This is a genomic window from Ferrithrix thermotolerans DSM 19514 (genome assembly GCF_900128965.1).
Lineage (GTDB): Bacteria > Actinomycetota > Acidimicrobiia > Acidimicrobiales > Acidimicrobiaceae > Ferrithrix > Ferrithrix thermotolerans.
Genome location: NZ_FQUL01000019.1, coordinates 1 through 24,844, shown reverse-complemented (window position 1 = coordinate 24,844; position 24,844 = coordinate 1). Strand labels below are relative to the sequence as shown.

Here is a 24,844-nt window from a genome sequence, read left to right as displayed (position 1 = left end):
CGTTTACCATTTAGGATCTAGTTGTGAAAAATAACAGTTTCCTAGACACTTTGGCTGGGCTAAACCCCCCACGTCCCCCAAAACGGATACCGACAGAACTCAAAGGTTTGGGCGGGGTAAGAGTAGACGACTTCTACTGGCTACGGGACAAGGACGACCCTGACACCAAGAACTATATCGAGGCCGAGAACACCTACTACCAGGCAGTCTCGGCTCAGTTACAGGGGCTCGCAGACGAGATATTCACTGAGATCCGATCGAAGGTTCTAGAAACCGATATGTCTGTGCCAGCCGCCAAGGGGCCATACGAGTACTACGGACGTACCGAAGAAGGAAAACAGTACGCAATTCACTGCCGCAGGTTGCGTAGCCAAGAAGACACGGAGCGAGTTCTCCTGGACGAGAACGTAATCGCAGAGGGCCACGACTACATGTCAATCGGAACGTCATCGATCTCGCCCGATCACAAGCTGATAGCTTACTCAGTTGACTTCGACGGCTCTGAGGTATTCCAGCTCAACGTAGCAGCTGCTGAAGACGCTTACAGACCCTTCGACGTACTTTCAGAGACCTACTACGGTATCGTCTGGTCGGCTGACTCTAAATTTATTTTCTACATCACGCCGGACGATACTATGCGTCCCTACCGAATCTACCGTCACCGTATTGGAAGCCCTCAAAGTCAGGACCAGCTGGTGTATGAAGAGCAAGACGAGAGATTTTTTCTAGATCTCGGCAAAACGTCGGACGAACGCTTCATAGTAATAGACAGCCAGTCCAAAACCACGACAGAACAACTACTCATTCCTTCGGAGTCGCCTCTGTCTCCCCCCAAAGTCTTCATGCCTCGTCGAGATGGGGTAGAGTACTCGATAGACACCCACGAGGAAGCAACCTTTATGGTAACTAATAGGGACCGGGTCGACTTCTCCGTGTTGATCAGCGATGAGCGTAACCCCTACGCCCCAGATAAAGATCTGACGTGGGAGAACTACATCGAACTTTCGGACCACGACAAGGTAGAAGGTATCGAGATATTCAAGACCCATGTTGCAGTCTTGCTTCGTAGCGACGCACACTTATCGATCAAGCTAGTTTCGGTAGCTGACAGGGCTGTGCACGAGATTCCGACCCCAGACCCTCTCGGAACACTCTGGCCAGGTGTCAATGCGGAGTACGACACCGAGTTTTTCCGTTACGGATTCACATCGTTCACCACACCGACATCGATATTTGAGATATCGCTCAAAGACTACTCCGTATCTCTCATAAAGGCTCAGCCCGTCTTAGGAGGGTTCTCCAGCGAGAACTATTCATCTGAAAGGCTATGGGCCACCAGCCACGACGGAGTACGGGTTCCCATCTCTCTTGTCCATAGAGTCGACCTCGACCTCTCTGAACCAAAACCTACCTTGCTATATGGATACGGATCATACGAACACTCCATAGATCCGACCTTCTCCGTATCAAGACTGTCTCTTTTGGACCGGGGCTTCATCTTTGCGGTTGCCCACGTACGTGGAGGTGGAGAGCTAGGACGCAAGTGGTACGAGGACGGCAAGCTTGAAAAGAAATCCAATACCTTCCACGACTTTGTCGCCTGCGCAACTCATCTAATCGCAGAAGGTTATACTGCACCAGATTGTCTCGTGGCAAGGGGCGGGAGCGCCGGGGGGCTACTGATGGGAGCTGTACTGAACCTTAGGCCGGATCTGTTCAAGGGAGTGATCGCAGAGGTACCTTTCGTGGATTGCCTGACCACAATCTCAGATCCCGACCTACCGCTTACAGTTACAGAGTGGGAGGAGTGGGGCAATCCACTTGAAAGTAGGGAGATCTACGAGACTATGTTGTCGTACTCACCTTACGACAACTACCGTGATCAGGGGGTCTACCCGTTTCTATACGTAAGTACGGGGCTCAATGACCCGCGTGTTTCGTACTGGGAACCCCTTAAGTGGGTCGCCAAGATACGTTCTGTAACTCCAAAAGCGCCCACCGTGCTCAAGGTCGAGATGGGAGCCGGTCACATGGGACCCACTGGAAGATACGATGCGTGGCGGGATGAAAGTTCCGTGCTGGCGTTTGTTGTTAGCATAACCAAGTGATTTTGGCGAACTCCTCCTCTTTCTTGTGATAAGAGGAGTTGAACCCATGCCCTACCATACTCTCACACCAAAGAGGCCGACCCACAGAGTTGTATCGGTCTCATCTGGGCAAAGAACACATAGGGTTAGCTGCTGAGAGTACACTTCGCCGAGTAGCAAGTTGATGAACCCGATCCCATCAGGACAGAGATAACGTTGGGGAAAGATCGCTCTTTGGAACTAACCTGCGTTGAAGGTAAAGTTATATGTTCCTGGGGGTGCAGAGATCACAACGGGCAAGTTGTTTATTTTGATGGAGAGCGCCTTTACGTTTCCGGTTCTTATCCAAATTGGTGCTGTGGATGTCAAAGTCTGAGTTTGACCCGCCGCCAACGTCTGGGCAAAAAACAGCTTTCCATACGGCGAGTTTGACTGTTCAACCCAGCAAGGGGCCGACGCAGTCAGTTGGATAGTTAGCGTGCCAGAGGGAACCTGATAGGTTGCGCCTAAGGAGTTCGACGATACTGGAGAGATCTGAGGAGAAGTTGTCGTCGTTGTCGACTTTACACGATGCTTTTTTTTCGTAGAAGAGCTGCTTACTTGCGACCGTGCCGTGGTGTTTTGAGTTTGAGTAGCTGATGATACGGTCGAATGCTTCTCAGTGGCGACCTTGAATACAACGGTCGACACCCCAATTACCCCTAAACCTACGGCCACTACAACCGAGCCGATTCTCACCTGTGAAGATCTTGAAGCGTGCTGAGGAACCGTCCCTTGTCTCATCTCTTCTAGATCAGGGATACGCTCATCGTCTATCACTATCGGAGAGGGTCCTCCACCTCCGTTATTGACATCGTGTTTTTGTTGTAACGCATCGGTAGCAGGCGACTCGGCCCCCACGAAAGCTTGCCTTGGTCTTTCCAAGTCGACTATAGGTATCTGAAGGGTCTTGGGATCCTCTTCAGCTTCCTCAACTACGAACCTGTCTCCATGCAACCCTATTAGTCGGCCGCGACCCTTTCGGATCCCAGCACCTGACAGCGACTCAGAAACTACGGAACTACCAACGGTTGGACTCTTACCATCCCTTACCGGCCTTACTGCTCTTACGTGTGATCTTGTACGGTCAGACCTCCTCGACACCTCCGGTTCATTAGATTCCTTTAAAATTGAGTTCGAAGATGCAAGGTCCTCCATAACACTGAGGATCTTTTTATGGGACTCGATAGACTTGCGCTCTTTGCCTAGCGCGGACATGGTCGCTCCAGAGACTGCCCCCACAAGCAGTACGATAATGGCAACAACTAAAATTGCCGTCACGAGTGACCCTCTCTTTCATAAACTGGTCTATCGATATCTTAGCGCCGCGGCGAAATCCGCTTAGAGTTGAAGTCTCTTAAGAAGAAAAGGATACAACACAGTTCTCAAAGTTTCTTGAGAAGTTACTAGCTGTCTAAAGATCGATGAGCGCGCCGCCTAGCTCTGGCTTCGCCTTGAGGACTCAAACTGCGATACATCTATCGAGCGAGCGCTATTTGGCCTTGGACCCAGTACCTCAGTGAGATCTCGAACATCCAACTCCTCAACCTCGCATAGCTTCATAGCTAGCCGCCACAACTCCTTCGAACATCTAGACAGCACTTCAAATGAGCGTTCTCTACCGGCTCGCAAAATCGACTCTATCTCGTCTCTAACGGGTCCTTCAGAGGTGAGAATTGCGGCCTCCGTCTGTGGACTTATTTCGCCAAGTGATATCAAGGATCGACCCATCGCCAAGTTCGTCGAGTATTTCATAGCCAAGGAGGTGGCCCTTTTAAGGTCCGAACTAGATCCTGAGGTCACATCCCCAAAGATCATCTCTTCCGCCACCATGCCCGCCATCAAGGCAGCTATCTCATCTAACATGTCGTCACGGGATAGCAGATAGGTATCTTGTTCTCCGTGAGACGCAGTCAAACCTAGCGCTTCTCCTCGCTTTAAAATCGACACGAGTGACACGTTTGGTTTGCCACCACCAAACCAGCGGTAGCAGCAGTGTCCACCTTCATGAACCGAGACAACCAGTTTCTCAAAGTCGTTATAGGGAACACCACTATTTCGCCCTAAGGCAACTTGCGCAAAAGCGTTCCATAGGTCTTGCTCCAAAAGAGGTCTTTTACCGTCATGAAAAGCTATAACTCCCGCCTCCTCCACCATACGATATAGTGATGCCTGAGAGAGTCCTCCTGACATGGACGCCACCCTATCTATCGTTGGCTGAAAAGACGCGGCGGTGGCTTGTCCTACTCGTTTTTCAACAAGTCCATAGACAATCTCTCTTCGGGACTGAACATTGGGCAGATCAAAGTGGATTGAGCGGTCAAACCTGCCTGGTCTGATGAGAGCAGGATCTAGCTCTGATGCACGGTTCGTCGCCGCAACAAGGAGAAACCTAGGTGATTTTCTCGAGGCTGACAAGATGCCGAATTTAACTGCGATTCTCTCTACAATCGTGTTGTGCTCAAAGGACTGTAGCTGCACAAGAAGTTCTGCCACTACTCCGGTCACGCCATCAGCGCCCTGGGAAACCCCCATGTTAGTTCTCGCCGAACCGATTGCGTCAAACTCTTCGATAAAGCCGATAGCGCCCCCATAGCGTCTCGTAAGCCTTCTTAGCTCCCTAAAGTAAGAACGCACCTTCCTACCACTTTGGCCATAGTACATAGCCTGGAAAGACGACCCCGAGACAAACAGGAACGGAACTCCCGCTCTCTTGGCTATCACCTTTGCTGCCATGGTCTTGCCCGTTCCTGGAGGCCCCTCAAAGAGCACCGCCCTCGGAGGCGTGGCCCCATAGCGGTCACTAAGTACCTGGAAGTTTCTGTACTCCTCCAGTAACTGTTCGATCATCTCTACGGTACTGGACGCTCCTAGCATATCGTCGGAGTCAACGTCGATCTCCGACGGACGAACTAGACGATGAGGCGATCTACCAAGTCCTAACATGGGACCTACAACAACCGCAAGCAGCACAAAGACCAAGACAATAGCTGGAATATATGGCGTAACGAACGTCGGGATGTGAATCGCAAAACTCAATCCCTCCCCAGAGATCTCACGGTAGACATCTCGCAGCACTAATAGGATTAGCATCGCAGACAGCAAAAACATCCAAATCAACTTTCGACCCGCCGAAGAAGTTCGGCGAGCCCGCTCAATATCGTCTGGTTCTAACTCATCTGAAAGTTGCGTACCCGTCTTCATGTAGATACTCCCTACGTTTACCACTTTGGGTGCTCAATGAAACTTCATTGTACCACATTAGGTAGTCGTTTAGGTGCGTAGACCATACCTGGGTCTTTGATAGTCTTTGATATCTGCGTAGAGCGGATTTGACAGGTCACGCTGCGAAACAACTGCAGTAGATATCGCCCACGAGACGCCCAATGACGGGTCGTCAAACCTGACACCAAGTTCGTCATTAGGATTGTAGTAGCCATCTACGAGGTAAGTTAGTACCATGTCCTCAACGACAGCAAAACCGTGTGCAACTCCAGGAGGAATATAAAGCCCCTTGAGGTTGTCGTCGCCCAACTCAACTAGGTATACCCCTAGTTCAGTCGGTGACCCTACTCGTATGTCCACTAGTGCGACCTGTGCTTTCCCAGATACGACATACCAGTAGTCCGCCTGATGTAGATGGTAGTGTAGACCAACCAAGGATCCCTTGACCTTATCGGACCTAGATCCTTGCACCATCTCTCGACCTTCGGGAAACCAGGAACGCCTATACGTTTCCGCAAAGACCCCCCTATCGTCCTCAAACCTCTGGGGGGTGACGATGTAAACACCTTCTATCTCACTTACAGCAGAGACTTCCGCCACTTGTTACACCTTTCATTACCTAACCGTCAACAAACTATCATCCAAGTGCTCTCCGCCGCCGTTAGCAGGTGTATTACGGAGGGACATTACGGTAAGATCATAACGGCCGACCAAATGCACAGCTTCGTTGTGACGGCTCACACATGTCAATGCCGGTCTAACCCAACGTTGAGGAGATGTATCGAATTATTGTCTTACTATGACTGTCGGGAAACTATGAACCTCAACTCCTGCTAACTATCCCCTAACGACACTCGGAGGATAAGTAAATGATCCTTGAAGGCCAAGGTAGATCGAGAGGCTCTTGTCACCCTTGAGTAATGGCTGATGTGGAGTTGAGCGCCTTTGCAAAAGACGGGCGGATCATATCTACGACGAGACCCTCTCTAGCTGCTGAGATACGAAAGTTACGGTCCGCCGCTTTCCAACCTTGCACGATCTCACTAAGTTCAACATCGCTTCGTTCTGGGTCGTGATGGAAGAAGATCAACTCCTTCACTTGCATCTTTTCCGCCACATCTACTGCAAATTCGTACGTAGAGTGACCCCAGTTGGATTTGGAGATGAACTCCGAGGAGGTGTACTGCGCATCGTGCACCAACAGATCGACACCTTTGCCCCACTGGATTAGATCGTCTGAGACGCAGTGAAAGTCTGACCCGCACTGGTGATCTGTTAGGTACACTAGCGATGCGTTCTCTGCGTTTATTCGATAGCCAAGAGCTGGATCGCTATGGGTTATAGGAAAGGGCACGACCTCAAGCCCCATACCCCTAAGCTCAAAGGCCTTAGAAACCTCTAGGTAATTCAATGTTGCGCTTCGCTGCTTAGGTGCTACGGGAAAGTATGGAGGTGACATCACAGGCGCTAATACATCCTCCAGTGGCGCATACTCTTTAGAGGCATAGACGATTACCTCGCACTCTAACGAGTCCAACATATTCATAAATGGGAGCCCTTGGATGTGATCTAAGTGCAAGTGGGAGAGAAGGACGTGTAGTTTCCTCACGCCCCTATCAAAGAGTTCTTTGGATGCACTGAATCCTCCGGTACCGGCGTCCAGCAGTACTGCTTCAGTGTTTTTAGATTCAGCGTCGTAGATCGCCACACAAGAGGTATTGCCGCCGTAAAAACTTGTACTGGAACCCGGGGAGGGGAAAGATCCACGAACTCCATAAAACTTCACAGACAACATCTCACCTAGAAGATAGCCAAGACCTATAACTAGATATCTAGATTGGGTGACTGCAGTCACAGAGGTGCCATTTCTTCAGTCTCCCCGATAGCGAGTTTCAGGTCGTGAGGGTTTGTTGCGTTCTCCATCGCATCTTCTAGCGATATGACACCACCCAGATACAGAGCTTTCAGCGACTGATCAAAGGACATCATGCCGTAGAAAGCACCCTCCTTGATAATCTCCCGAAGATCGTAGGTCTTTAGAGGATCAACTACGCACTGCATTGTGCGACCGTTCGCTACCATAACCTCGAGGGCTGGGACCCGAGACAGACCGTCTTTAGTTCGAACGAGACGTTGACATACTACACCCTTCAAGATACCTGCGAGAGAGACTCGGATTTGCTGTTGCAGATGAGGCGGAAAGAAGTCAACCACTCTTAGGATCGTCTCTGCCGCACCGGTGGTGTGGAGCGTAGAGAGCACCAAATGCCCGGTCTCGGCAGCCTGAATCGCTGCAGTAACGGTCTCCAGATCTCTCATCTCACCCACTAAGATCACGTCCGGGTCCTGTCGCATCGCAGCACGCATCGCTGTTGAATAGTCGTGGGTATCAAAGCCGATCTCACGTTGATTTACAATAGACATTTTGTCCTGGTGCAAGGTCTCTAGAGGATCTTCGATGGTTACGATGTGAGCACTCCTGGTTGCATTTATATGGTTCACCATCGCAGCTAAAGTGGAGGACTTGCCCGAACCGGTGGGACCTGTGACCAATATCAACCCTCTATGTTCATTAGCTAGAGTTCTTATTGACTCTGGAAGACCGAGCTCTTCGATCGTGGGTGGGTTGGTACTTACTGCCCGAAAGACCATCGAGACAGATCCCCTCTGTAAAAAGGCGTTGACGCGGAAGCGACCCAACCCTGACCTTCTGTAGGCATAGTCCGCTTCGTGTCTACGAACAAAACCTGCCCATAGCTCCTCACCCATGGAGTATCTGGCTATGGACATCGTCTCCTCTGGTGATACCGATTGGGTTCCCAACACCGAAAGATCTCCATTAACCCTTATCCTGGGGATAGCTTGAGCCTTTAGGTGGAGGTCCGATCCATGCCTTTCCAAAAGTTCAGCAAGCCAACAATCTAATTGTTCTAAAGGATTCACAATCTTACATCGACCGCCACGAGGTACTTACTTAAGTCGGAACTTACTTCAACGAGGTGGACCCTTTGCCCAACGGCGGTAATTTGAAATCCGGATGAAATGGCGCAAGGTCCGGGGGAGTCAAACCTGCGCCATCTTCAATCCGTTTGCGTAGGTTAGATCGTCTCAGTCGGCACAAACTTGAGACCTATCGCAAGAAATTCATAACGCAGTCCACTGAGTAGCTAACACTGCTACCATATGTCATCCTGGTAAGGACGTCTTCGAGGCGGAATGTATTCGCGTTTGTAGACCATTACCTTGCGTCGAAAGTAACATACCTCAAGACCGTCTTGATTGAAACCCTTCGTCTCGACAGTCACTACACCCCGGTCTTCCCTCGATTTTGACTCGACGACATCAAGCACCCGAGTCTCTGCGTAGATGGTGTCACCGTGGAAAACAGGGTTCTTGTGGATTAAAGACTCCACCTCCAAGTTGGCTATGGCCGATCCAGATACATCTGGAACACTCATCCCAAGTACTAGTGAATAGACCAGATTCCCTACCACGACGTTCCTTCCTTGGACGCTGTCGTGCTCCGCATAGTAGGAGTTGGTGTGCAAGGGGTGATGGTTCATGGTGATCATACAAAAGAGATGATCGTCATACTCGGTAATCGTCTTTCCAGGCCAGTGTCGATAGACATCGCCCACCACAAAGTCTTCTAGCGCTCGCCCAAAGCTCCTTTCGTAAGTCGTCATAGGATCCCTTGAGGCTGACCTTCTTCGGATGGCCTTGTCGAGAATGAGGCTTCCCACGATTCATTGGTCTCACCATCGACACTCAGCCTCCATGTGTACCGACCGTTTGGAGGAAGAGGCAATGGACCTAGGTTTACCGCTATGTTCACCGGGACATCCGCCCCTGGAGGAACGCCTTGGGGGCTACCGACCTGGAAATCACCTCTCACCTCGACTGGCTGCGGACCTTCGGGAGTGTCAAATACCACCGAGTTCCCATCTTGATCGACAAGGTAAAGCTCCCAGTGGTGCATATCCTGAGTCTCGCCCCATGCCACGTCTAACTTGAGAGCTATCGCCATCGGCGCCAGCCCCGGACCGGTCAAGGACCAGCCGCCACCAAGTATGAACAGTTTTCCTTCGGCTACTAGCGCCGAGTCACAAAGAAGTATGGTTGCTTTCACAATCCTCCAAGCTAGCGTGCATCTGTGGAGTTAACCGACTTATACGAGTTAAGAGATGATGTTTATCGAAGACCATTGTTTACAGCCTTACAACGCGTTGGTCTAGGTCCGGGGTGGAGGGTCGCAGATGTAGGAGCAGGAAACGGAGACGTCTCCGTGGCTCTGGCATCTCAGGTGGGCAGAGACGGTCGCGTCTACGCCGTTGACATCGACCCACGCCGACGAGACGAGATGGCCGCTCGTGCCAGTCTACTTTCTCAGGTAATCGCCATCACACAAGCAGCTGAAGAGCTGGCCTTGCCCGAGAAGGTAGACCTCGTGTTCGCCCGCTTCTTACTCCTCGGAGTGTCTAAGCCCAAAGACGCTCTCAAACAGATGGTAGCGGCCGTCAAACCCAGAGGTTGGATCGTTCTTCAGGAGCCAGTAACTACCGCCGGAAGGGTAGATGGACAGCCCATAGGTGCCGATACAGAAGCAATTCTTTGGCCTGACATCGGCGCTGATCTTCCACACCTCTTAGGAGATCTTGACGTCGATCTGAAAGATATGTGGGCCGAGGCCCCTGTTGGCTACCGACGAGGACCAGAGATCGAATACTTGTCTCATATGACAGATAGTGGCAAAGGTGAGATCACAACCGTGGTTCTTCCCCCTCTTGTAACGGTAGTAGCACAGCACCTCTAACACGGATGCGTACGACACTCTGTAGTTACCCTACCTGTGTTAAACTATGGAGATGGAAAAGTCAGAGTTGTCAGAGCTTGAAGACGTCGTATCTTCGTGCAACTACCACATTGAAAGAGTTTTAACTCGGTGTAGACAAGCTGCAGTAGATCCTGAATATGACCAGGTCTTAGCTTACGAGCTGGCGCACACCGCAGCGTCTGTTCAGGCTTCAAACAGCGCCCTAAACTATGCACGAAGAGGCTCGACGCAGCTCAAATTGGCTCAGGTGTTCGTTGCGGATGTGGTCGACACCATAATCTCGGGGGCGGTAAAGCACGAACACATATTTGATCTACCCTCTAACGAGTATGAGTACATGGTTGCCTTCAGGAGGAGGTACGGGAACCCCAACTTTACTTCTCAGCTGGCTGAGACTCAGGGTGACAGAGGGTTAGACGCTGAGTTTGAACTTTTACAAGACACCTTTAGAAGGTTCGCAGAACAGAAACTATTCCCAGTAGCAGACGAGATTCACCGCCGCAACCTAGACATTCCTGAGGAGATCATATCTGAACTTGGAGAGATGGGAGCGTTCGGCCTTTCAATACCTGAGGCTTACGGTGGCTTTGCAACTGGCGGGGGAAACGACTACTTGGCAATGGTAGTCGCTACGGAAGAGTTGTCAAGAGGTTCGCTTGGGGCAGGTGGATCCCTTATCACCAGACCTGAGATCCTAACTCGAGCGCTTTTACGCGGTGGGACTGAAGAACAGAAGCAGCGGTGGTTACCCAAGCTTGCATCCGGGGAGATCATGAACGCTGTCGCAGTAACTGAACCAGACTACGGCTCAGATGTAGCTAACATAAAAACTACAGCGACTCGCGATGGCGAGGGGTGGTTAATCAACGGCGTCAAGACCTGGTGTACCTTTGCGGGCAGAGCCGATGTCCTCATGCTATTAGCCAGAACCGATCCTGATCGCACGAAGGCTCACCGAGGACTATCTTTATTCATCATCGAAAAAGAGAGGTTCCCAGGTCATGCCTTTCGATTTACAAAGCCGCACCCAACTCGCGCTGATCTTATTGGAAAGATAGAGGGCCGTGCCATCGACACCCTCGGCTATCGAGGAATGCACTCTTACGAGCTCTCAATCGAGAACTGGTGGGTACCCAACGATAGTCTCGTCGGAGGCGAGCAAGGGCTGGGTAAAGGTTTCTACTTCCAAATGGAGGGGTTCGAAAACGGAAGAATTCAAACCGCAGCGCGTGCGATCGGTGTGATGCAGGCAGCCTACGAGCAGGCACTGAGATATGCGTCCGATCGAAAAGTCTTCGGCAAGAGTGTGTCAGAGTACCAGCTAACAAAAGTCAAGCTCGCAAAGATGGCAGCACACATTCAGGCAGCCCGCCAGTTCGCATACGATGTGTCAACCCTCATGGCAAAAGGGGAGGGAGTGCTTGAAGCGTCGATGATAAAGGCACACGTCTGCAACACCGCTGAGTGGATAACACGAGAGGCCATGCAGATACACGGAGGAATGGGCTACGCAGAGGAGTACAGCGTTAGTCGCCTATTCGTCGATGCTAGAGTTCTATCAATCTTCGAAGGAGCCGACGAAACCCTTTCCCTAAAGGTCATAGCAAAGAGGTTGTTGGATCCCAAGTAAACGCCCTAGGATAACTACAGTAGTGAAGTTTCTGCCAACACGCTAAGTATTGCACACTAAAGTGCCGATAGCGTAGTGGCAGTAGCCTACTCTTGGGCATATAACACTTGAGGAGCCATGCGTAAAACCTTAGGCAGCTTGATTCTAACTATCGGTCTACTGTTCGGGTGGGGTGCGACCTTCATACACCTCACACAGTTATCCTTCTTACAGCCAGGCAGATTGGGACAAGCGACTTCCCAACTTGTACAAAACAGTGCCGTTCGTTCCGCCATGGCAGGAGCACTAGGAACTGCACTGCTTCCTCTTTTCGGTGGCAATACAGTAATATCCCAGGCGCAGCTCGATCAAATTATCACCAAGGCTTTGGCCAATCCCCAAGTAGATGCAGAGTTTCAAAGTGCCATGAACACTGCCCAAGGACACCTGATCGGTGTGAACACAGGTCCGATCACCTTAGGTGGAGCCGCGTTCTCTCAAGAGATAGCGGCTCAAGTGGCACCGTATTCTCCGCAGGTCGCTCAGACAATCGCACAACAAGGTCTGGCGATCAATATTCCTGGATCTGCTCTCCCCAATCTAGGCGGATACGCAAAGGCAGCAGGCAAGCTAGAAAGATTATTTATCGCTCTAGCTGCACTTATGCTCATTCTCTCACTGATCATTCATCCCAGTCCAGGAGCAGTGCTCAGAAAGGTTGGCATGTGGCTTATAGGTACCTCAGCTATAGATGCAATAGTGTTTTGGTTTGTGCCAAGCTACATTCTTCCCCAAGTCGCCTTTAGCTGGGCGCAGATAACATCAGCCGTACTCCGCACCGCTGGTGGACCAGCTACTACGTTCTATGTGGCACTCTTTGCAGCTGGTGCGATAGTCTTAGTCCTTGGCGAAGGCGTGAAAAAGCTTTCATAGAAAGTCGAAAAGTCAAGTTCTTGCGTGGCTCGAGCAGTTTTTCTCAGAAGTTCCGTCAACTAAGTGAGGGATTCAACATGGATGAGTTCGTCTATTAGGTCTCTCCTGTACAGATCCAAATATCTCTCGACATATCGAGGCAAAATCGATCTTTGAACTTACTTGATCTCTAATTCTCCCCACTCCCATAAGCGAGCGATTCCCAAGAAAATAATGGGTACAAAGTTTTCTAAATCGAATGTGCCACTAAGGAGGGCCTTCGCCGGAGGTTCGACGCAGGTTACCTTCAACATGATTGAAGGGCTCTGTAATTTCACCAAAGACGACTGTCATTAGCAACATTGACCATTTACTGATTCCGGTCGTTAACTTACTTGAGTTCATCCAACCCCACGCCAACTTTGCTCGTTCGGGTAACTTCGACTAAGTGCTTGGCACCGAAAGGAAACAGCCCGGCGGAGGAGTCCTTGCTCCATAGGTGAGCTCGTCCAAACCGTCAAAGGACACTGTCGCTCATTAGTTGGGACCCTTTGACCTTTACACTATCACACTCGTGTCACAGCGGATAGCTTGAATCAGTCACACCATGATCCCATACATTGTGACTATAAGTACCAGAGGGCTATCAAAGAAATGCACAGTATCCACTGTCAAAACAAACGTCCAATATCTGGTCTTAGCAGCGAAAATAACGTCCGTGGGAGAGTGTCTGCCGTAATAAGTTAGATCGCTTCTAAGCTGTTCGTTCACGAAAAGTCAATGCATGTTGAGCTATTTCATCTTCGGATCAGAGTAAAGACGATACCGAATAGGTGACTTTATGTCGTAGACCTCGAACTCCGCGACTTCCAGTTCTTCTTTATATAGATCTCTGAGCTCGCTCACAAAGATAAGGGTTGTCCTAAATCGACGTACCTCACAGAACTCCAAAGCCGAAGCTAGCTCGATGAAGAGCTTCTCTTTCTCCCTGCACGCTCTCCTCTCGCAACAAATTTAGCTGCCATCTTCCGGCTCGCCTCATCGATCATCTCATCGCCAAACATGACTGCCCCCTTACCTTCTGACTCAGTTGCAGTTTTGTAAGCTTCTAAGATGTCCCAAGCACGATCGAAAAGCTCTTGAGTGGGAGAGTATACGGAGTTGATCACCTCAACCTGGTCAGGTGTCAGAGCCCACTTTCCGTCGTAGCCGAGAGTAGCTGTACGTTTGCAGTAGTCGATCAGACCATCCGTGTCTCTGACCTTGAGATAGGGTCCATCGATCACCTGCAGACCATTTGCACGTCCGGCCATGAGAATCTTCGAGAACACATAGTGAAAGTGATCTCCAGGGTAGGTAGGAATCTGGACGCCACCAGTAAGCACTGGCATCTCCATCGACGCAGCAAAGTCCGCTGGACCAAATATCACGGTCTCGAGCCTCTTAGATGAAGCACATATACTCTCGACTTCGATAAGCCCCCGAGTCGTCTCAATCTGGGCTTCTATGCCTATATGTCCAACAGGAAGTCCGACGTTCTTTTCGACCTGTGTCAAAAGAAGATCTAGTGCAACCACCTCAGATGCACTTTGAACCTTCGGCAGCATGACCTCGTCGAGACGCATACCGCTGTTGCCAACCACCTCGACGACGTCTTGATAGGTCCAAGGGGTATCCCAAGCATTGACCCTGACACAAAGTACACGATCGTCCCACGGCAGATCCCTAATAGCTTCCACCACCTTCTTGCGAGCAGCAGCTTTTTCGGAAGGCGCAACGGAGTCTTCAAGGTCTAAAAAGGACATATCAGCTGGAACAGAAACCGCCTTTTGCAAAAAACGATCGTTTGATCCAGGAGACGAGAGACACGAACGCCTAGGAAGGTTGCGAGATCTTTCTGACACTTTTGACTCTTCTTTCTTATCTACTTACTTCAGTCTTCATGAGTATGAGTACAGCGCAGAGTAAGCCATTTCAATACTCGGCGCCAGTACAAGGCGCATTTGGGGAGAGATCAAAGGATAACCTGGAGAGAAGATAGCTACCCCAGATGATCCTTCAGGAACTCAATTGTTCTGTCCCAGGCCTGTCGAGACGCTGTCGCATCGTATATCTCTGGCCTCGCATCGTTGAAGAACGCGTGCTGCGTTCCGGGATAGATGTAGAACTCTACAGTCTTCCCTAGCCCCTTCAAATTAGATTCAAGATCTCTAACGATCTCTGGTGAAGCAAAGTCGTCCTTTTCTGCGTAATGACCTTGAATGGCCGCCTCAATCTTTGAGTAGTCAGGTGTTGCATCAGGCCAAGGAATGACCCCGTAGAAGGGCACCAGCGCCTTTACGTGAGGGTTCTTAGAAGCCAGTACGTACGCAAGGCCCCCACCCATACAAAATCCGATTACTCCTACTCCATCCTTTCCTGTACGACGGATCAACTCTTCGACAGCACCAGACATGTCCTTTGATGCCTCGTCCATCTTCAAAGCCATCATCTCTTTGGCCGCCTCGTCGGGTTCACTGGAGACTCGACCCTTGTAAAGGTCGGGGGCCAAAGCAAAGAAACCCTGAGCCGCAAGACGGTCACACACATCTTTTATGTGATCGACCAACCCCCACCACTCTTGTATTACAACCACTCCGGGTCCTTCGCCCGACAGGGGTTCAGCAAGGTATCCTGGGGTCGTGGACCCATTAATTTTGTACTCTATCATGTTACCCATAGCTTGATCTTACCATCACAGTGACCAAGGCGTCACTTCAGTAAATTCCCTGTAACTTTGTGTGGTCCCAGCTAACCACTCTTGAAGGATGAAGCCTGAAGCCAAGCCTCTTGGGTGCTGAGGCTAGAAACTGCTCGCGCTGCAAAGACGATGCATCGTCACCCATGTAACGTCTGAAGAGAGCCGTACCTATTCTATCCACCTCGCCGAGCTCATCGAGAAGCTCACAAGTGCCGGCGATCTCAACTCCGCGTAGTTCAGAGTATGTCTCACCGCTCTCAATTAGAACAGTTGCCCTCGGATCCCTCCTAAGGTTGACGGCCTTTTGTGACTTTGCAAAGGTCCAAAACTCTAGCCGATTCTCGTTGACAATGAACCACATTGCAACTAGGTGCGGCTGACCAGAGGCAGAGATGGTAGCTAAAGACATAGTTCTAGCACCATGAAGAAACTGCAACACCTCTGACTCTGACATCTTTATCAGATCTCGGCGTGAAGGCATCCTAACATCAACTCCCTTCGTAAATCAGCTGGATAAAAGGGGCTACAAGGTTTAGAGACTTGGATCCAAAGCCTTTACTTTAGGATGCCACCTTGCGTCATCGCCATCACATTCAATATCCGATCCACCTCTGACTCTGACATGAGTCCCTCCTCTAGCACCAGCGACCTCAGATCAACCCCTTCCGCCAAAGAGCGCTTCACGATGCGAGCTACAGTCTCGTAACCTAGGTAAGGGTTTAGAGACGTCGCTATTGATGGAGAAGAGAGTGCGTAGTGTCGGCAACGTTCCTCATCGGCCGTTATCCCAAGGATGCATTTCGACGCCAAAGTAGTTGACACCGAAGCAAGTAGTTTTATCGACTCCACCAATGACAGAGCAATCACCGGCAGCATTACGTTGAGTTCAAGGGTGCCTGCTGCCCCTCCAAAACTCACCGTCGCATCGTTACCAACCACCTTTGCCACCACCTGACAAACAGCCTCTGGAACGACGGGGTTGACCTTTCCCGGCATGATCGAGGAACCGGGTTGGAGATCCGGTAGGTGGATCTCCCGCAAGCCACACATAGGGCCTGATGACATGAGACGAAGGTCGTTTGCAACTTTGTACATGGAGATAGCCACTGTCTTTAGCACTCCTGACAGCTCCACCAAAGAGTCTCTGGACCCATGAGCTTCGAAGTGGTTTCGCGCCTCTATCATCGGAAGTTCCGTCCGCCTGGCAAGTCCCTCTACTGTGAGTTCTGCAAAGCGACGCGGTGCGTTGAGTCCTGTTCCAACGGCAGTACCACCCAAAGGCACCTCACAGACTCTAGGCAACACGCCAAGCAGGCGTTCGATCCCGTACTCTACGGCAGCGGCATACCCAGAAAACTCTTGACCTAAAGTTATCGGAGTTGCATCCATTAGGTGGGTACGACCCGCCTTTACCACCTCGGAGAACTCAACGGATTTTTCTCGGAGAGCGTCTTCTAACTCCTCTAACGAGGGGATGAGCGACGTCTTGATCTCCCAGGCTGAGGCTAGGTGGATGGCGGTTGGAAATACATCGTTCGAGGACTGAGAGGCGTTGACATGGTCATTTGGAAGCACATCCCGCCCAAGCTGTGCCGATGCAAGGTGGGCAATAACTTCATTCATGTTCATATTTGACGACGTGCCCGATCCTGTCTGAAATACATCTACGGGAAAGTGGTTGTCATAACGACCTTCTGCTACCGCATCCGCCGTCTCACTGATCGCAACAGCAAGATCAGAATCGATAACACCGAGCTGTTGATTAGCTTTCGACGCCTCTGCCTTGATCGTTGCTAGAGCCCAGATCATTGATCTTGAGAGCCTGAGATTGGATATGGGGAAGTTATCTACAGCCCGTTGAGTCTGAGCCCCCCAAAGCGCTGAGGCTGGCACCTTTACATCTCCCATTGAGTCATGCTCTGTTCTAAAACTCATGGCAGCGTCACTATTGTCGATATTGTCATCTTTACTCATCGGGTCCAAAACTAGCTGATATTGAAGGACTATCCAACTCCTGAGGAGAAAGTCCAAATAGCTCACAAGCCCAACAGCAAAGAAACGCCTCATGAGAACCTTCCGGAACTCATGAGGCCATAGTCGCATCTGCGAGCGGAACTTACCTGAAACCAACTCACCTATTAGTTCAACACAACCGGTCCAATATTTGGCGCTACCTTGCTGTCCGACTTTACGACAAATCCAAACTTCACCGAGCCTCCTGGCTCAATCACCTGGTTCCACGAGGCCGGGGTAACTTGATAGCTACCTTGGTTTGGCTCAGAAACCACCCCATCCCAGAGATCCGCCACATTGGCTCCGTCTAAGGAGAACGATACCTTCCATCCTTGAACCTTAGAGGACGAGTTATTTGTAAGAGTGACGTAGTCACTGTACCCACCCCACCAGGTGCTATTCCTAGATACCGTCACCGACAAAGTTGCGTTCGATTCCTGCGCAACCGTTGTGGTCGTGGATGGCGGCTGCGTTGTGGTCGTGGATGGAGGCTGCGTTGTGGTCGTTGCGCCCATAAACAGCGACGCAAACTCGTAAGGGGACTGCACAACTCCAGAACAAGTATTTGAGTTGACGTCGGCACCACCACTACACTCGAAGTCTCTCTCAGCCGACCAATAGGAAAGCCTGCCAAGACCTTGAGAGACAGCAAAGTTATACACCTGAGACGCGTCTTGCGGGGTGAAGATCTCCCCCGAAAGATCGTTCTGGCCGATCATCGGAGTTAGACCCACCATAGACCAAAGCTCCGAAGAGCTCTTTTGAGGCCATATCTTCGCTAGCTGCGCCTCGGTAGCCTGTGCAGCCTGAACAGCCCAGTTGCCCATCTGATTTTGAGGATTAGGAAGACCGTAGTCCATCGCCATAACGTTGACAACCGAGACGTTCACGCCCGATGCTGCGGCGTTATTTAGGAGATACAAGGAGTTCGAAAGAAGTCCCCACGGCATTACTGGCAACGTATATGAGATAGTTATGTTGTGACCCATGGCCGCTTCATCTCTTTGCAGCATCGCCAGCGCTTCATTTCTCATCTGTATGGAGGCTTGATCATTCAGGGCAGTACCTTCGATGTCAAAGTCCAAACTGTAGACGTGGTAGTGATCGACGACGTATTGGTACTGCTGCTCTAGCGCTTGGGCCGAGGGGCAGACGAGAGCCATCTCTTGATTAGCTTCCCCTCCAAAGGAGATGATCGGATTTCCACCCATAGATTGGAAACCGCTGATGTTGCTCAGGAATGAGCCATTATTTTGACCCACAGGGTAGTAATTACCCCAAGACGGAGAACAAGTTCCCTTGTTTGAGACGATAAATGCTAAGGTTAGGCTTCGCAGTTGCGAGTCGGTAGCGATCTGAGATAGATTTCGCAACGGCCAAAGCGTCATGTCCACATAGGGGGCCACTTGAACGGAGGCCGATGATAGCTTTGCGCCAGATAGAGGAGAGGAGACCTGGAGACCAAGCACCCCTGCGGCGGTAAGGGCTGATGAGCCTATGGCCACAGCCTTTTTCCAAGAACTTTTTCTAAGAGGGAAAGATTTAGTCATGGTCTTGCTTCGACTAACGAGAAAATTTCCTTGAGCGCTTTACGGAACTTTTTTCACTCATTGTGATATTTATTGGGTAACTAAGTCATCATAAGTGGTTTTTTCGAACCATAAGCAAGTGTTTTACTACATACAGTCCCAATTATTAGATCAATACCTCCATGACCACTCGATGTAATAACAGAGCGCTATTGGCTAGTTCGTCCCAACTGGAGATAGCTTTGTGTGCTTTGGCTGCTCGAACCCTGTTTCCAGGCCACTTGATCGAACGAGAGATCAGAGATAGACATCTTCCAATACGTCTTACTCCACAACTTCGCAATGGATCTGACCCGAAATGACCAACACAGGTAAGTTCACGGTGGCAAACAAAGATTCTGACCAAAACATGTAACGTACAGAAGTCCCTTGGAGAACCATCAAGACCGAGGTGCTGGAGGTCGCTTGTGAAACGTTGTATCTTCGCCCCTAGAGTCAGGAGATTTTGCACGAGACCAAACCAACCTCCAAGATAACAAAGATAGGGTCGTAGGCTAAGGCGTTCGTAGTAATTTTAGAGAAGAGAAAGATAACGAGGAGGATCTGTGTCAGGTGCTGAGATGCTAGCGGTTACGTCTATCGGGGATGGAACGGTCGAGCTTAGGGAGGTTCCAAAGCCGACTCCAGTAGGCAACGAGGTGCTTGTAAAGGTGCTTTCATCAGGAATTAACGGAGCAGACCTGCTTCAGATTCGGGGACTATACCCGTCCCCATTGGGGTGGCCTCGAGACATCGTCGGTCTAGAGTTTGCTGGCGAGATAGTAGGGGTCGGAGAACGAGTCGACCAAGGGGTTCTTGGACGCAAAGTAATGGGCATCGTGGGCAGTGGTGGGCAGTGCCAATATCTATGCACCGACCTCTCAAACGTAATTGAAGTCCCCAAAAACGTACCCATAGAAGTAGCTGGAGGGATACCCGAAACCTTCCTTACCGCCTTCGATGCCCTATTTGACCAAGCAAATCTCTCTGTGGGTGATTGCGTGTGCATCCATGGAGGCGCTGGCGGCGTTGGAACGGCCGCAATACAGCTTGCCAAGTCAACAGGGGCTCACGTCACCGCCACCGTTCGCAACAAAGAACTCAGACCTAAGGTTGAGTCCCTAGGATGTGAAGTCTTGGCGGAAGAAGAGTTCCAAGGTTCTGGTCCCTACGACGTCATACTTGAACTCGTGGGAGCAAAAAACCTACAGAACAACTTGAAAGAACTAAACCTGCTCGGTCGCATAGTAGTAATCGGCGTCGGCGCCGGAGCAACAACCGACATCGACCTGCGAGCGCTTATGGCAACAAGAGGAACGATTCGCGGCTCTACCCTGCGTAACAGGTCTACTGCCGAGAAGGCAACTCTCTCTCGAGCCTTCTCCAAGAGATTCTCCCACCTTCTCGACTCCGGCACGATAGCACCCGTAGTAGATCGCACCTTTTCCTACAAAGACGTTTCGCTCGCCTACGAACACTTTAGGGTCGGTGGCAAGCTAGGGAAGGTGATCTTGACCTGGGACTAGGTACGAGATATCGCCTTTAGAGCTGCCCAGCGCAGCGACTAAGCCACCACAATTTCGTGCCTTTCACTAGCTTCGGCCAGGACGGAGCAGAGAAGTTCAACACCAAAATTTTAGGAGACCGATTCTAAGAATACCGAAACCTCACCCCTAGTGTTCTCTGCGGAAAGCCGCGCAAAACAGTTCAGTCTGTACCCACCTACAGCACACATCAGTTCTCTGCGGAAATCCGAGCAAAAGCCTACGTCTCCTCATAGTGGTGGTTGTCTAGCACTTGCAATCGACACGTCTTACAACGCAACGTTGGCATGACATGCTTCGAGCTATTGGTCATTTGGCATCAGATGGCAAAACGCACCTAAAGGGCCATGAGGGTCGATACCGTGAGATCAGAGGGTAGACCAACCGCCGTCAACGACTAAGGTCTGCCCGGTAACGTAACTGCTAGCTCTAGAGGCCAGATAAATAAACGCTCCGTCCAACTCCCCTGTATTCCCTGGGCGACCAAGTGGGGTTCTCTGCTGTATCCAGTGCATCGCACCATCGTCTTCAAACATTTCACTCGTCATCTCAGAGTGGAACCATCCCGGGGCAACAGCGTTAACTCTAATGCTGTGTCTCGCCCACTGAATCGCCAACTCACGAGTGAGGTTTACAACACCGGCCTTCGAAGCCGAATATGAGGCTAAAGGAACCTGTCCAGAGCCTACGATGCCGAAGATAGATGCAACGTTTACTATTACACCAGCCCTCTGTACAGCAACTAGACGCTGCGCAAACCTACGCGACATCGAAAACACGGCATTTAGGTTGACCTCGACGACAGCTCGAAACTCTTCGTCGGTCTCATCAAGAGCACTAGCAGCATGAGACACTCCAGCATTATTGACTAATCCAGTGACCAACCCAACCTCTGAGTCGCAAAACTTCCATAGTTTATCGATAGCCGCTGACTCGGAGAGGTCGCACGCATACGGCACCGAACCTGGCAGTTCTTCAGATAGGCGCTCTAACCTATCCTTTCTTCGGGCAACGAGCACTAACTTGGCTCCGAATCGGTGCAGTATCCTTGAAGCCTCTACACCTAGCCCAGAGGAGGCTCCGGTGACCATAAATGTCTCATCAGCAAGTGAAAAAAGGTTAAGTGTATGATCACGCAACGCTTCTTCTGGCATCTGCTCCCTCTCCATAGTAAGGTCAAAGTGGAATAATAGACAAAAATTAATGAAAGAAGACCTCACAAATCAACAAAGGGCGATGAGTCCACACGATTTCAACGCCAGATAAATAAACGCCTAGATGCCACTAGAGAGATTGCCAGCACACATAGGCCATTGCACGGAGTTGTCACGTATAATGGTCAATAGGTTAGCGAAGGGCAAAAGCAGATGAAACCCATTCCCGTGGAGTTCCACATCGGACCACTCTTGGTGCATACTTACGGCATTGGACTGGCTATTACCTCTTGGTTCGGCTATTCCTATCTGGTGAAGAGACTTAGGTCAAACGGTCAAAGCTCCGAGTGGTTGACCTCCGGATTTATCTGGATAATCGCGTCCGCAATTATCGGCGCTAGGGTCGTTCACGTAATCGCCAATATATCTTTTTACCTGCAGAATCCAGTCCAGGTTCCACTCATATGGCACGGAGGCCTATCTTCATTTGGCGGGATAGGAGGTGGACTTGTTGCCGCACTTTTCTTTATGCACCGGTATCGGACTACCACACCCTTACTACGAACAGCAGACATAGCTGCCCCTGTCATGATGGCCTCATGGTCCATGGGGCGTCTTCTTGGGCCACAGTTGATGTACCAAGGTGGCGGACACCCTACGAATGCTTGGTACGGCCTGCAATACGCAGGGCAGGTCGGATACCGCATACCGGTTCCCATATTCCAATCGATCGAAGACTTCACGGTATTTGTGATACTTCTACAGCTAGAAAAGGTATTTACAAGTAGGTGTTATCCGATTGGGTCCTTGGTCTTTTCGGGAATGGCGCTTTGGTCTATAGAACGATTCTTTGACGAATATCTTTGGCTTGCCGTGCCGAGGCTTTGGGATGCCGTCGAAGTCTTCTCCATCATTCTCTTTGTATTATCTGTCATGGGCTTTACCTACCTGCAAATACGGCGCAGATCGACTGGACACGCAATAAGTAGCGAGTCAGAACAGAGTTCCCAGGCCATAGCGGGCTAGCTTTCCTTACAGATGGAAGACCTAACGATAGACAGAGAGGAATTTAGCGACCATTTCAACAGCCCTTAATACCGATCTATACGAGCTAACTATGCTAGAAGCAGCGCTAAGATCTGGCGTTGCCCATAGAGCAAGTTGCTTCGAGGTTTACGCACGTACGTTGCCACCATCTAGAAGCTATGGAGTCGTTTCTGGCACCTTAGCTCTTCCAGCGGCGATCGAATCCTTCAAGTTCAAAGATGCGCAACTAAGATTCCTGGAATCCAATACACCTCTCACCAAAGATACGCTGGACTACTTAGCAAACTTTCGGTTCAGTGGATCTATCTGGGGTTATAGGGACGGCGAAGTGTACTTTCCAAACTCTCCCGTTCTTCGAGTCGAAGCTAAATTTGCAGAGGCTCTAATCCTAGAGACACTTATCCTTTCAACCCTTAACTTCGAAACTGCTGTTGCTTCTGCTGCCAGCAGAATGGTACAGGTGAGCAGAGGGAAGTCACTCATCGAGATGGGAAGTAGGCGCACTGCAGTGGAGAGCGCCGTTCTCGCAGCTAGAGCCGCCTACATAAGTGGCTTCGACGCTACATCCAACCTTGAAGCTGGCCGTCGCTACGGCATTCCCACCCAAGGTACCGTGGGACACGCTCTGATACTGGCGCACGACAATGAATTAGAGGCTTTTAGAGCGCAACAAAGAGTTTACGGCGCCGAGACAACCGTCCTTGTAGATACATACGACATATATCAAGGTATTGAAAATGCAGTCTCAATCTTTGGTCCTGGTCTTAGAGCAATCCGCATAGACTCTGGCGATCTAAAGTATGAGGCAGAACGAGCAAAGCAGCGCCTGGTCTCCTTGGGAGCCAAGAATACAAAGATCGTGCTCTCGGGAGATCTTGACGAGTACGCTCTCTCTGATCTTTCAGGAACGTGCGCTGACGCCTTTGGCGTGGGAACACGTCTTGTGAGTGGATCGGGATATCCAAGCGCTAACTTTGTTTATAAATTGGTAGCTATCGACGGAGGGTCGGGATATCGGGCAGTTGCAAAGACCTCCCCGTCAAAGAGTTCCAAAGGCGGAGTCAAGGATGCTATAAGACGCTACGACGATAACGGAATTTTGCGAGGTGAGTTCATCATAGATCCACACCAAAGAGGACCCAGGGGCTGGAGTCCTGCGGATCAAGTACAAATACCCATCATAACTGAGGGCAAAGACGCCGTGAGGCCAACCCCTGTTAGCCGGCTTCGCCAGCGACATCTTGAGCTGATAAATATGCTACCAGAACAAGTTCGGACCGAGCTACAGCCTGAAGGTCCCTACACAACCGCAGTAGCACTTCAAAACTAGGTCCTCACAACGAGATCACTTTACAAGGACATGAGAGTAAAGACGAGGATTTCAGGGAAGCAGGGAGTTACAGGAACATCTCTAATCGAGAGATCCCAGCGATCTCCGATTCAGACGCTGACAGTGCCTGACAACTTATAGTTAGCTCTTTAGTCAATAAGGTACGCCCTAGGCGATCGGTGGTTGCTCCATTGGAGATCCTCGAACTCGGGACTAAGTCCCTAACTCACGATAGCGAGCCGAGGGACCTTGGGATAGTTATTTTGTAAAGCCTAAATATAGAAGTTCTTAGGATGACACTCGCCAGGACAGGCTGTACCCAACCTTCAGCGCAGGAAGTACATCTGGACACTATCTTGCTGATTAGCAAAACATCGAAAGACGTTATAAAAAGGGTTTGGCAGAAATTACCACCTTGCACTACCAGGCCTTTCCGTTCATGAGTCCACGGAAACATGTAAGGGATGACGGAAGGTCTCTACAGAAAGTGCACGAAGTAGTTATCAATTTAATATCCAAAACGTTAACTTCCGGCCAGGGAAGGACTCTCTTTCATCTCCTCGTCATTTGGTCGGTTGATCCAGACCTCGGTGTTGAGGGTGGGTGGGGTCGGAACCTTGTTTACAAAGCGCTCGGGGTGGTTTTGATAGGCGCCATTTAGAACCTCGTCTCGTTTTTCGGTGATGGCTTCGGCGTATCCCTCATGGACATCAGCTGGAGTCATGAGTGCAATGCCTAAATG

At 50.5% G+C, this 24,844-nt stretch carries 20 protein-coding genes and 1 pseudogene; 7 read left to right on the top strand and 14 right to left on the bottom strand.

Annotated features, from left to right (window positions below; all coding sequences use genetic code 11):
* Positions 1–23: 23 nt before the first annotated feature.
* Positions 24–2,108 (top strand): S9 family peptidase, encoded by a 2,085-nt coding sequence (locus tag BUA24_RS07165; protein WP_084660298.1) that lies wholly within the window; start codon positions 24–26, stop codon positions 2,106–2,108.
* A gap of 219 nt (positions 2,109–2,327) precedes the next feature.
* On the opposite strand, the gene BUA24_RS07160 is transcribed toward BUA24_RS07165, so the two are convergent.
* The 7 genes from BUA24_RS07160 to BUA24_RS07130 all read right to left on the bottom strand — a co-directional run bounded on the left by BUA24_RS07160 (position 2,328) and on the right by BUA24_RS07130 (position 9,480).
* Positions 2,328–3,407, bottom strand: a complete 1,080-nt coding sequence (locus tag BUA24_RS07160) for a DUF4115 domain-containing protein (RefSeq protein ID WP_072790558.1) — start codon at positions 3,405–3,407, stop codon at positions 2,328–2,330.
* Between the two features lie 156 nt (positions 3,408–3,563).
* Entirely contained in the window at positions 3,564–5,330 is a 1,767-nt protein-coding gene (locus BUA24_RS07155) for an AAA family ATPase (protein ID WP_072790555.1), read from the bottom strand.
* 69 nt (positions 5,331–5,399) lie between these two features.
* Positions 5,400–5,951 carry a dTDP-4-dehydrorhamnose 3,5-epimerase family protein gene (locus BUA24_RS07150; RefSeq protein ID WP_072790552.1) on the bottom strand — a complete coding sequence of 184 codons (552 nt, stop codon included), beginning with the start codon at positions 5,949–5,951 and terminating at the stop codon, positions 5,400–5,402.
* A 307-nt stretch (positions 5,952–6,258) separates the two neighbouring features.
* Positions 6,259–7,137, bottom strand: a complete 879-nt coding sequence (locus tag BUA24_RS07145; RefSeq protein ID WP_178138745.1) for an MBL fold metallo-hydrolase — start codon at positions 7,135–7,137, stop codon at positions 6,259–6,261.
* Positions 7,138–7,202: 65 nt separating this feature from the next.
* Entirely contained in the window at positions 7,203–8,294 is a 1,092-nt protein-coding gene (locus BUA24_RS07140; RefSeq protein WP_245790348.1) for a type IV pilus twitching motility protein PilT, read from the bottom strand.
* A gap of 233 nt (positions 8,295–8,527) precedes the next feature.
* On the bottom strand, positions 8,528–9,037 hold the full coding sequence (locus BUA24_RS07135; RefSeq protein WP_072790542.1) for a MaoC family dehydratase: 510 nt from the start codon (positions 9,035–9,037) through the stop codon (positions 8,528–8,530).
* Positions 9,034–9,480 (bottom strand): DUF6941 family protein, encoded by a 447-nt coding sequence (locus BUA24_RS07130; protein WP_072790539.1) that lies wholly within the window; start codon positions 9,478–9,480, stop codon positions 9,034–9,036. The genes BUA24_RS07135 and BUA24_RS07130 overlap by 4 nt, the downstream gene beginning before the upstream one ends.
* A gap of 24 nt (positions 9,481–9,504) precedes the next feature.
* Here BUA24_RS07130 and BUA24_RS07125 point away from each other — a divergent pair, with 24 nt between their 5' ends.
* The 3 genes from BUA24_RS07125 to BUA24_RS07115 all read left to right on the top strand — a co-directional run bounded on the left by BUA24_RS07125 (position 9,505) and on the right by BUA24_RS07115 (position 12,727).
* Complete coding sequence (locus BUA24_RS07125; RefSeq protein ID WP_072790536.1) at positions 9,505–10,164, top strand: class I SAM-dependent methyltransferase; 660 nt, start codon at positions 9,505–9,507, stop codon at positions 10,162–10,164.
* Positions 10,165–10,216: 52 nt separating this feature from the next.
* Positions 10,217–11,815 (top strand): acyl-CoA dehydrogenase family protein, encoded by a 1,599-nt coding sequence (locus tag BUA24_RS07120; RefSeq protein WP_072790534.1) that lies wholly within the window; start codon positions 10,217–10,219, stop codon positions 11,813–11,815.
* 117 nt (positions 11,816–11,932) lie between these two features.
* A complete protein-coding gene (locus BUA24_RS07115) occupies positions 11,933–12,727 on the top strand; it encodes a hypothetical protein (RefSeq protein WP_072790531.1) in 795 nt (264 codons plus the stop codon).
* A 938-nt stretch (positions 12,728–13,665) separates the two neighbouring features.
* On the opposite strand, the gene BUA24_RS07110 is transcribed toward BUA24_RS07115, so the two are convergent.
* The 5 genes from BUA24_RS07110 to BUA24_RS07090 form a co-directional block, all read right to left on the bottom strand.
* Entirely contained in the window at positions 13,666–14,610 is a 945-nt protein-coding gene (locus BUA24_RS07110; RefSeq protein ID WP_072790528.1) for an HpcH/HpaI aldolase/citrate lyase family protein, read from the bottom strand.
* Positions 14,611–14,747: 137 nt separating this feature from the next.
* On the bottom strand, positions 14,748–15,425 hold the full coding sequence (locus tag BUA24_RS07105; protein ID WP_072790525.1) for a dienelactone hydrolase family protein: 678 nt from the start codon (positions 15,423–15,425) through the stop codon (positions 14,748–14,750).
* A gap of 37 nt (positions 15,426–15,462) precedes the next feature.
* A complete protein-coding gene (locus tag BUA24_RS07100) occupies positions 15,463–15,927 on the bottom strand; it encodes a pyridoxamine 5'-phosphate oxidase family protein (protein ID WP_072790522.1) in 465 nt (154 codons plus the stop codon).
* 74 nt (positions 15,928–16,001) lie between these two features.
* Positions 16,002–17,420: a class II fumarate hydratase gene (locus tag BUA24_RS07095; protein ID WP_084660300.1), complete on the bottom strand. Its 1,419-nt coding sequence runs from the start codon at positions 17,418–17,420 to the stop codon at positions 16,002–16,004.
* Between the two features lie 164 nt (positions 17,421–17,584).
* The gene (locus BUA24_RS07090; RefSeq protein ID WP_218587434.1) at positions 17,585–18,964 is read right to left on the bottom strand and encodes a cellulose binding domain-containing protein; all 1,380 of its coding nucleotides are present in this window, start codon (positions 18,962–18,964) and stop codon (positions 17,585–17,587) included.
* A 629-nt stretch (positions 18,965–19,593) separates the two neighbouring features.
* On the opposite strand from BUA24_RS07090, the gene BUA24_RS07080 reads away from it, so the two are divergent.
* Positions 19,594–20,553: a zinc-binding dehydrogenase gene (locus BUA24_RS07080; protein ID WP_084660296.1), complete on the top strand. Its 960-nt coding sequence runs from the start codon at positions 19,594–19,596 to the stop codon at positions 20,551–20,553.
* A 386-nt stretch (positions 20,554–20,939) separates the two neighbouring features.
* Here BUA24_RS07080 and BUA24_RS07075 read toward each other — a convergent pair whose 3' ends face one another.
* Complete coding sequence (locus tag BUA24_RS07075; protein WP_072790514.1) at positions 20,940–21,725, bottom strand: SDR family NAD(P)-dependent oxidoreductase; 786 nt, start codon at positions 21,723–21,725, stop codon at positions 20,940–20,942.
* A 213-nt stretch (positions 21,726–21,938) separates the two neighbouring features.
* On the opposite strand from BUA24_RS07075, the gene BUA24_RS07070 reads away from it, so the two are divergent.
* Positions 21,939–22,751, top strand: coding sequence for a prolipoprotein diacylglyceryl transferase (locus tag BUA24_RS07070; RefSeq protein ID WP_072790512.1), 813 nt, complete (start codon positions 21,939–21,941; stop codon positions 22,749–22,751).
* 52 nt (positions 22,752–22,803) lie between these two features.
* Positions 22,804–24,102 (top strand): nicotinate phosphoribosyltransferase, encoded by a 1,299-nt coding sequence (locus tag BUA24_RS07065; RefSeq protein ID WP_272867294.1) that lies wholly within the window; start codon positions 22,804–22,806, stop codon positions 24,100–24,102.
* Positions 24,103–24,625: 523 nt separating this feature from the next.
* On the opposite strand, the pseudogene BUA24_RS07060 reads toward BUA24_RS07065, so the two are convergent.
* Positions 24,626–24,844: pseudogene (locus BUA24_RS07060) on the bottom strand (hypothetical protein); the annotation flags it as partial.

What these genes read in the sequence shown, in the direction of transcription:
- BUA24_RS07115 (WP_072790531.1), top strand. Translation starts at nt 11,933, where the DNA reads ATGCGTAAAACCTTAGGCAGCTTGATTCTAACTATCGGTCTACTGTTC.
- BUA24_RS07100 (WP_072790522.1), bottom strand. Translation starts at nt 15,927, where the DNA reads ATGCCTTCACGCCGAGATCTGATAAAGATGTCAGAGTCAGAGGTGTTG.
- BUA24_RS07095 (WP_084660300.1), bottom strand. Translation starts at nt 17,420, where the DNA reads ATGAGTAAAGATGACAATATCGACAATAGTGACGCTGCCATGAGTTTT.
- BUA24_RS07120 (WP_072790534.1), top strand. Translation starts at nt 10,217, where the DNA reads ATGGAAAAGTCAGAGTTGTCAGAGCTTGAAGACGTCGTATCTTCGTGC.
- BUA24_RS07075 (WP_072790514.1), bottom strand. Translation starts at nt 21,725, where the DNA reads ATGCCAGAAGAAGCGTTGCGTGATCATACACTTAACCTTTTTTCACTT.
- BUA24_RS07105 (WP_072790525.1), bottom strand. Translation starts at nt 15,425, where the DNA reads ATGGGTAACATGATAGAGTACAAAATTAATGGGTCCACGACCCCAGGA.
- BUA24_RS07155 (WP_072790555.1), bottom strand. Translation starts at nt 5,330, where the DNA reads ATGAAGACGGGTACGCAACTTTCAGATGAGTTAGAACCAGACGATATT.
- BUA24_RS07070 (WP_072790512.1), top strand. Translation starts at nt 21,939, where the DNA reads ATGAAACCCATTCCCGTGGAGTTCCACATCGGACCACTCTTGGTGCAT.
- BUA24_RS07135 (WP_072790542.1), bottom strand. Translation starts at nt 9,037, where the DNA reads ATGACGACTTACGAAAGGAGCTTTGGGCGAGCGCTAGAAGACTTTGTG.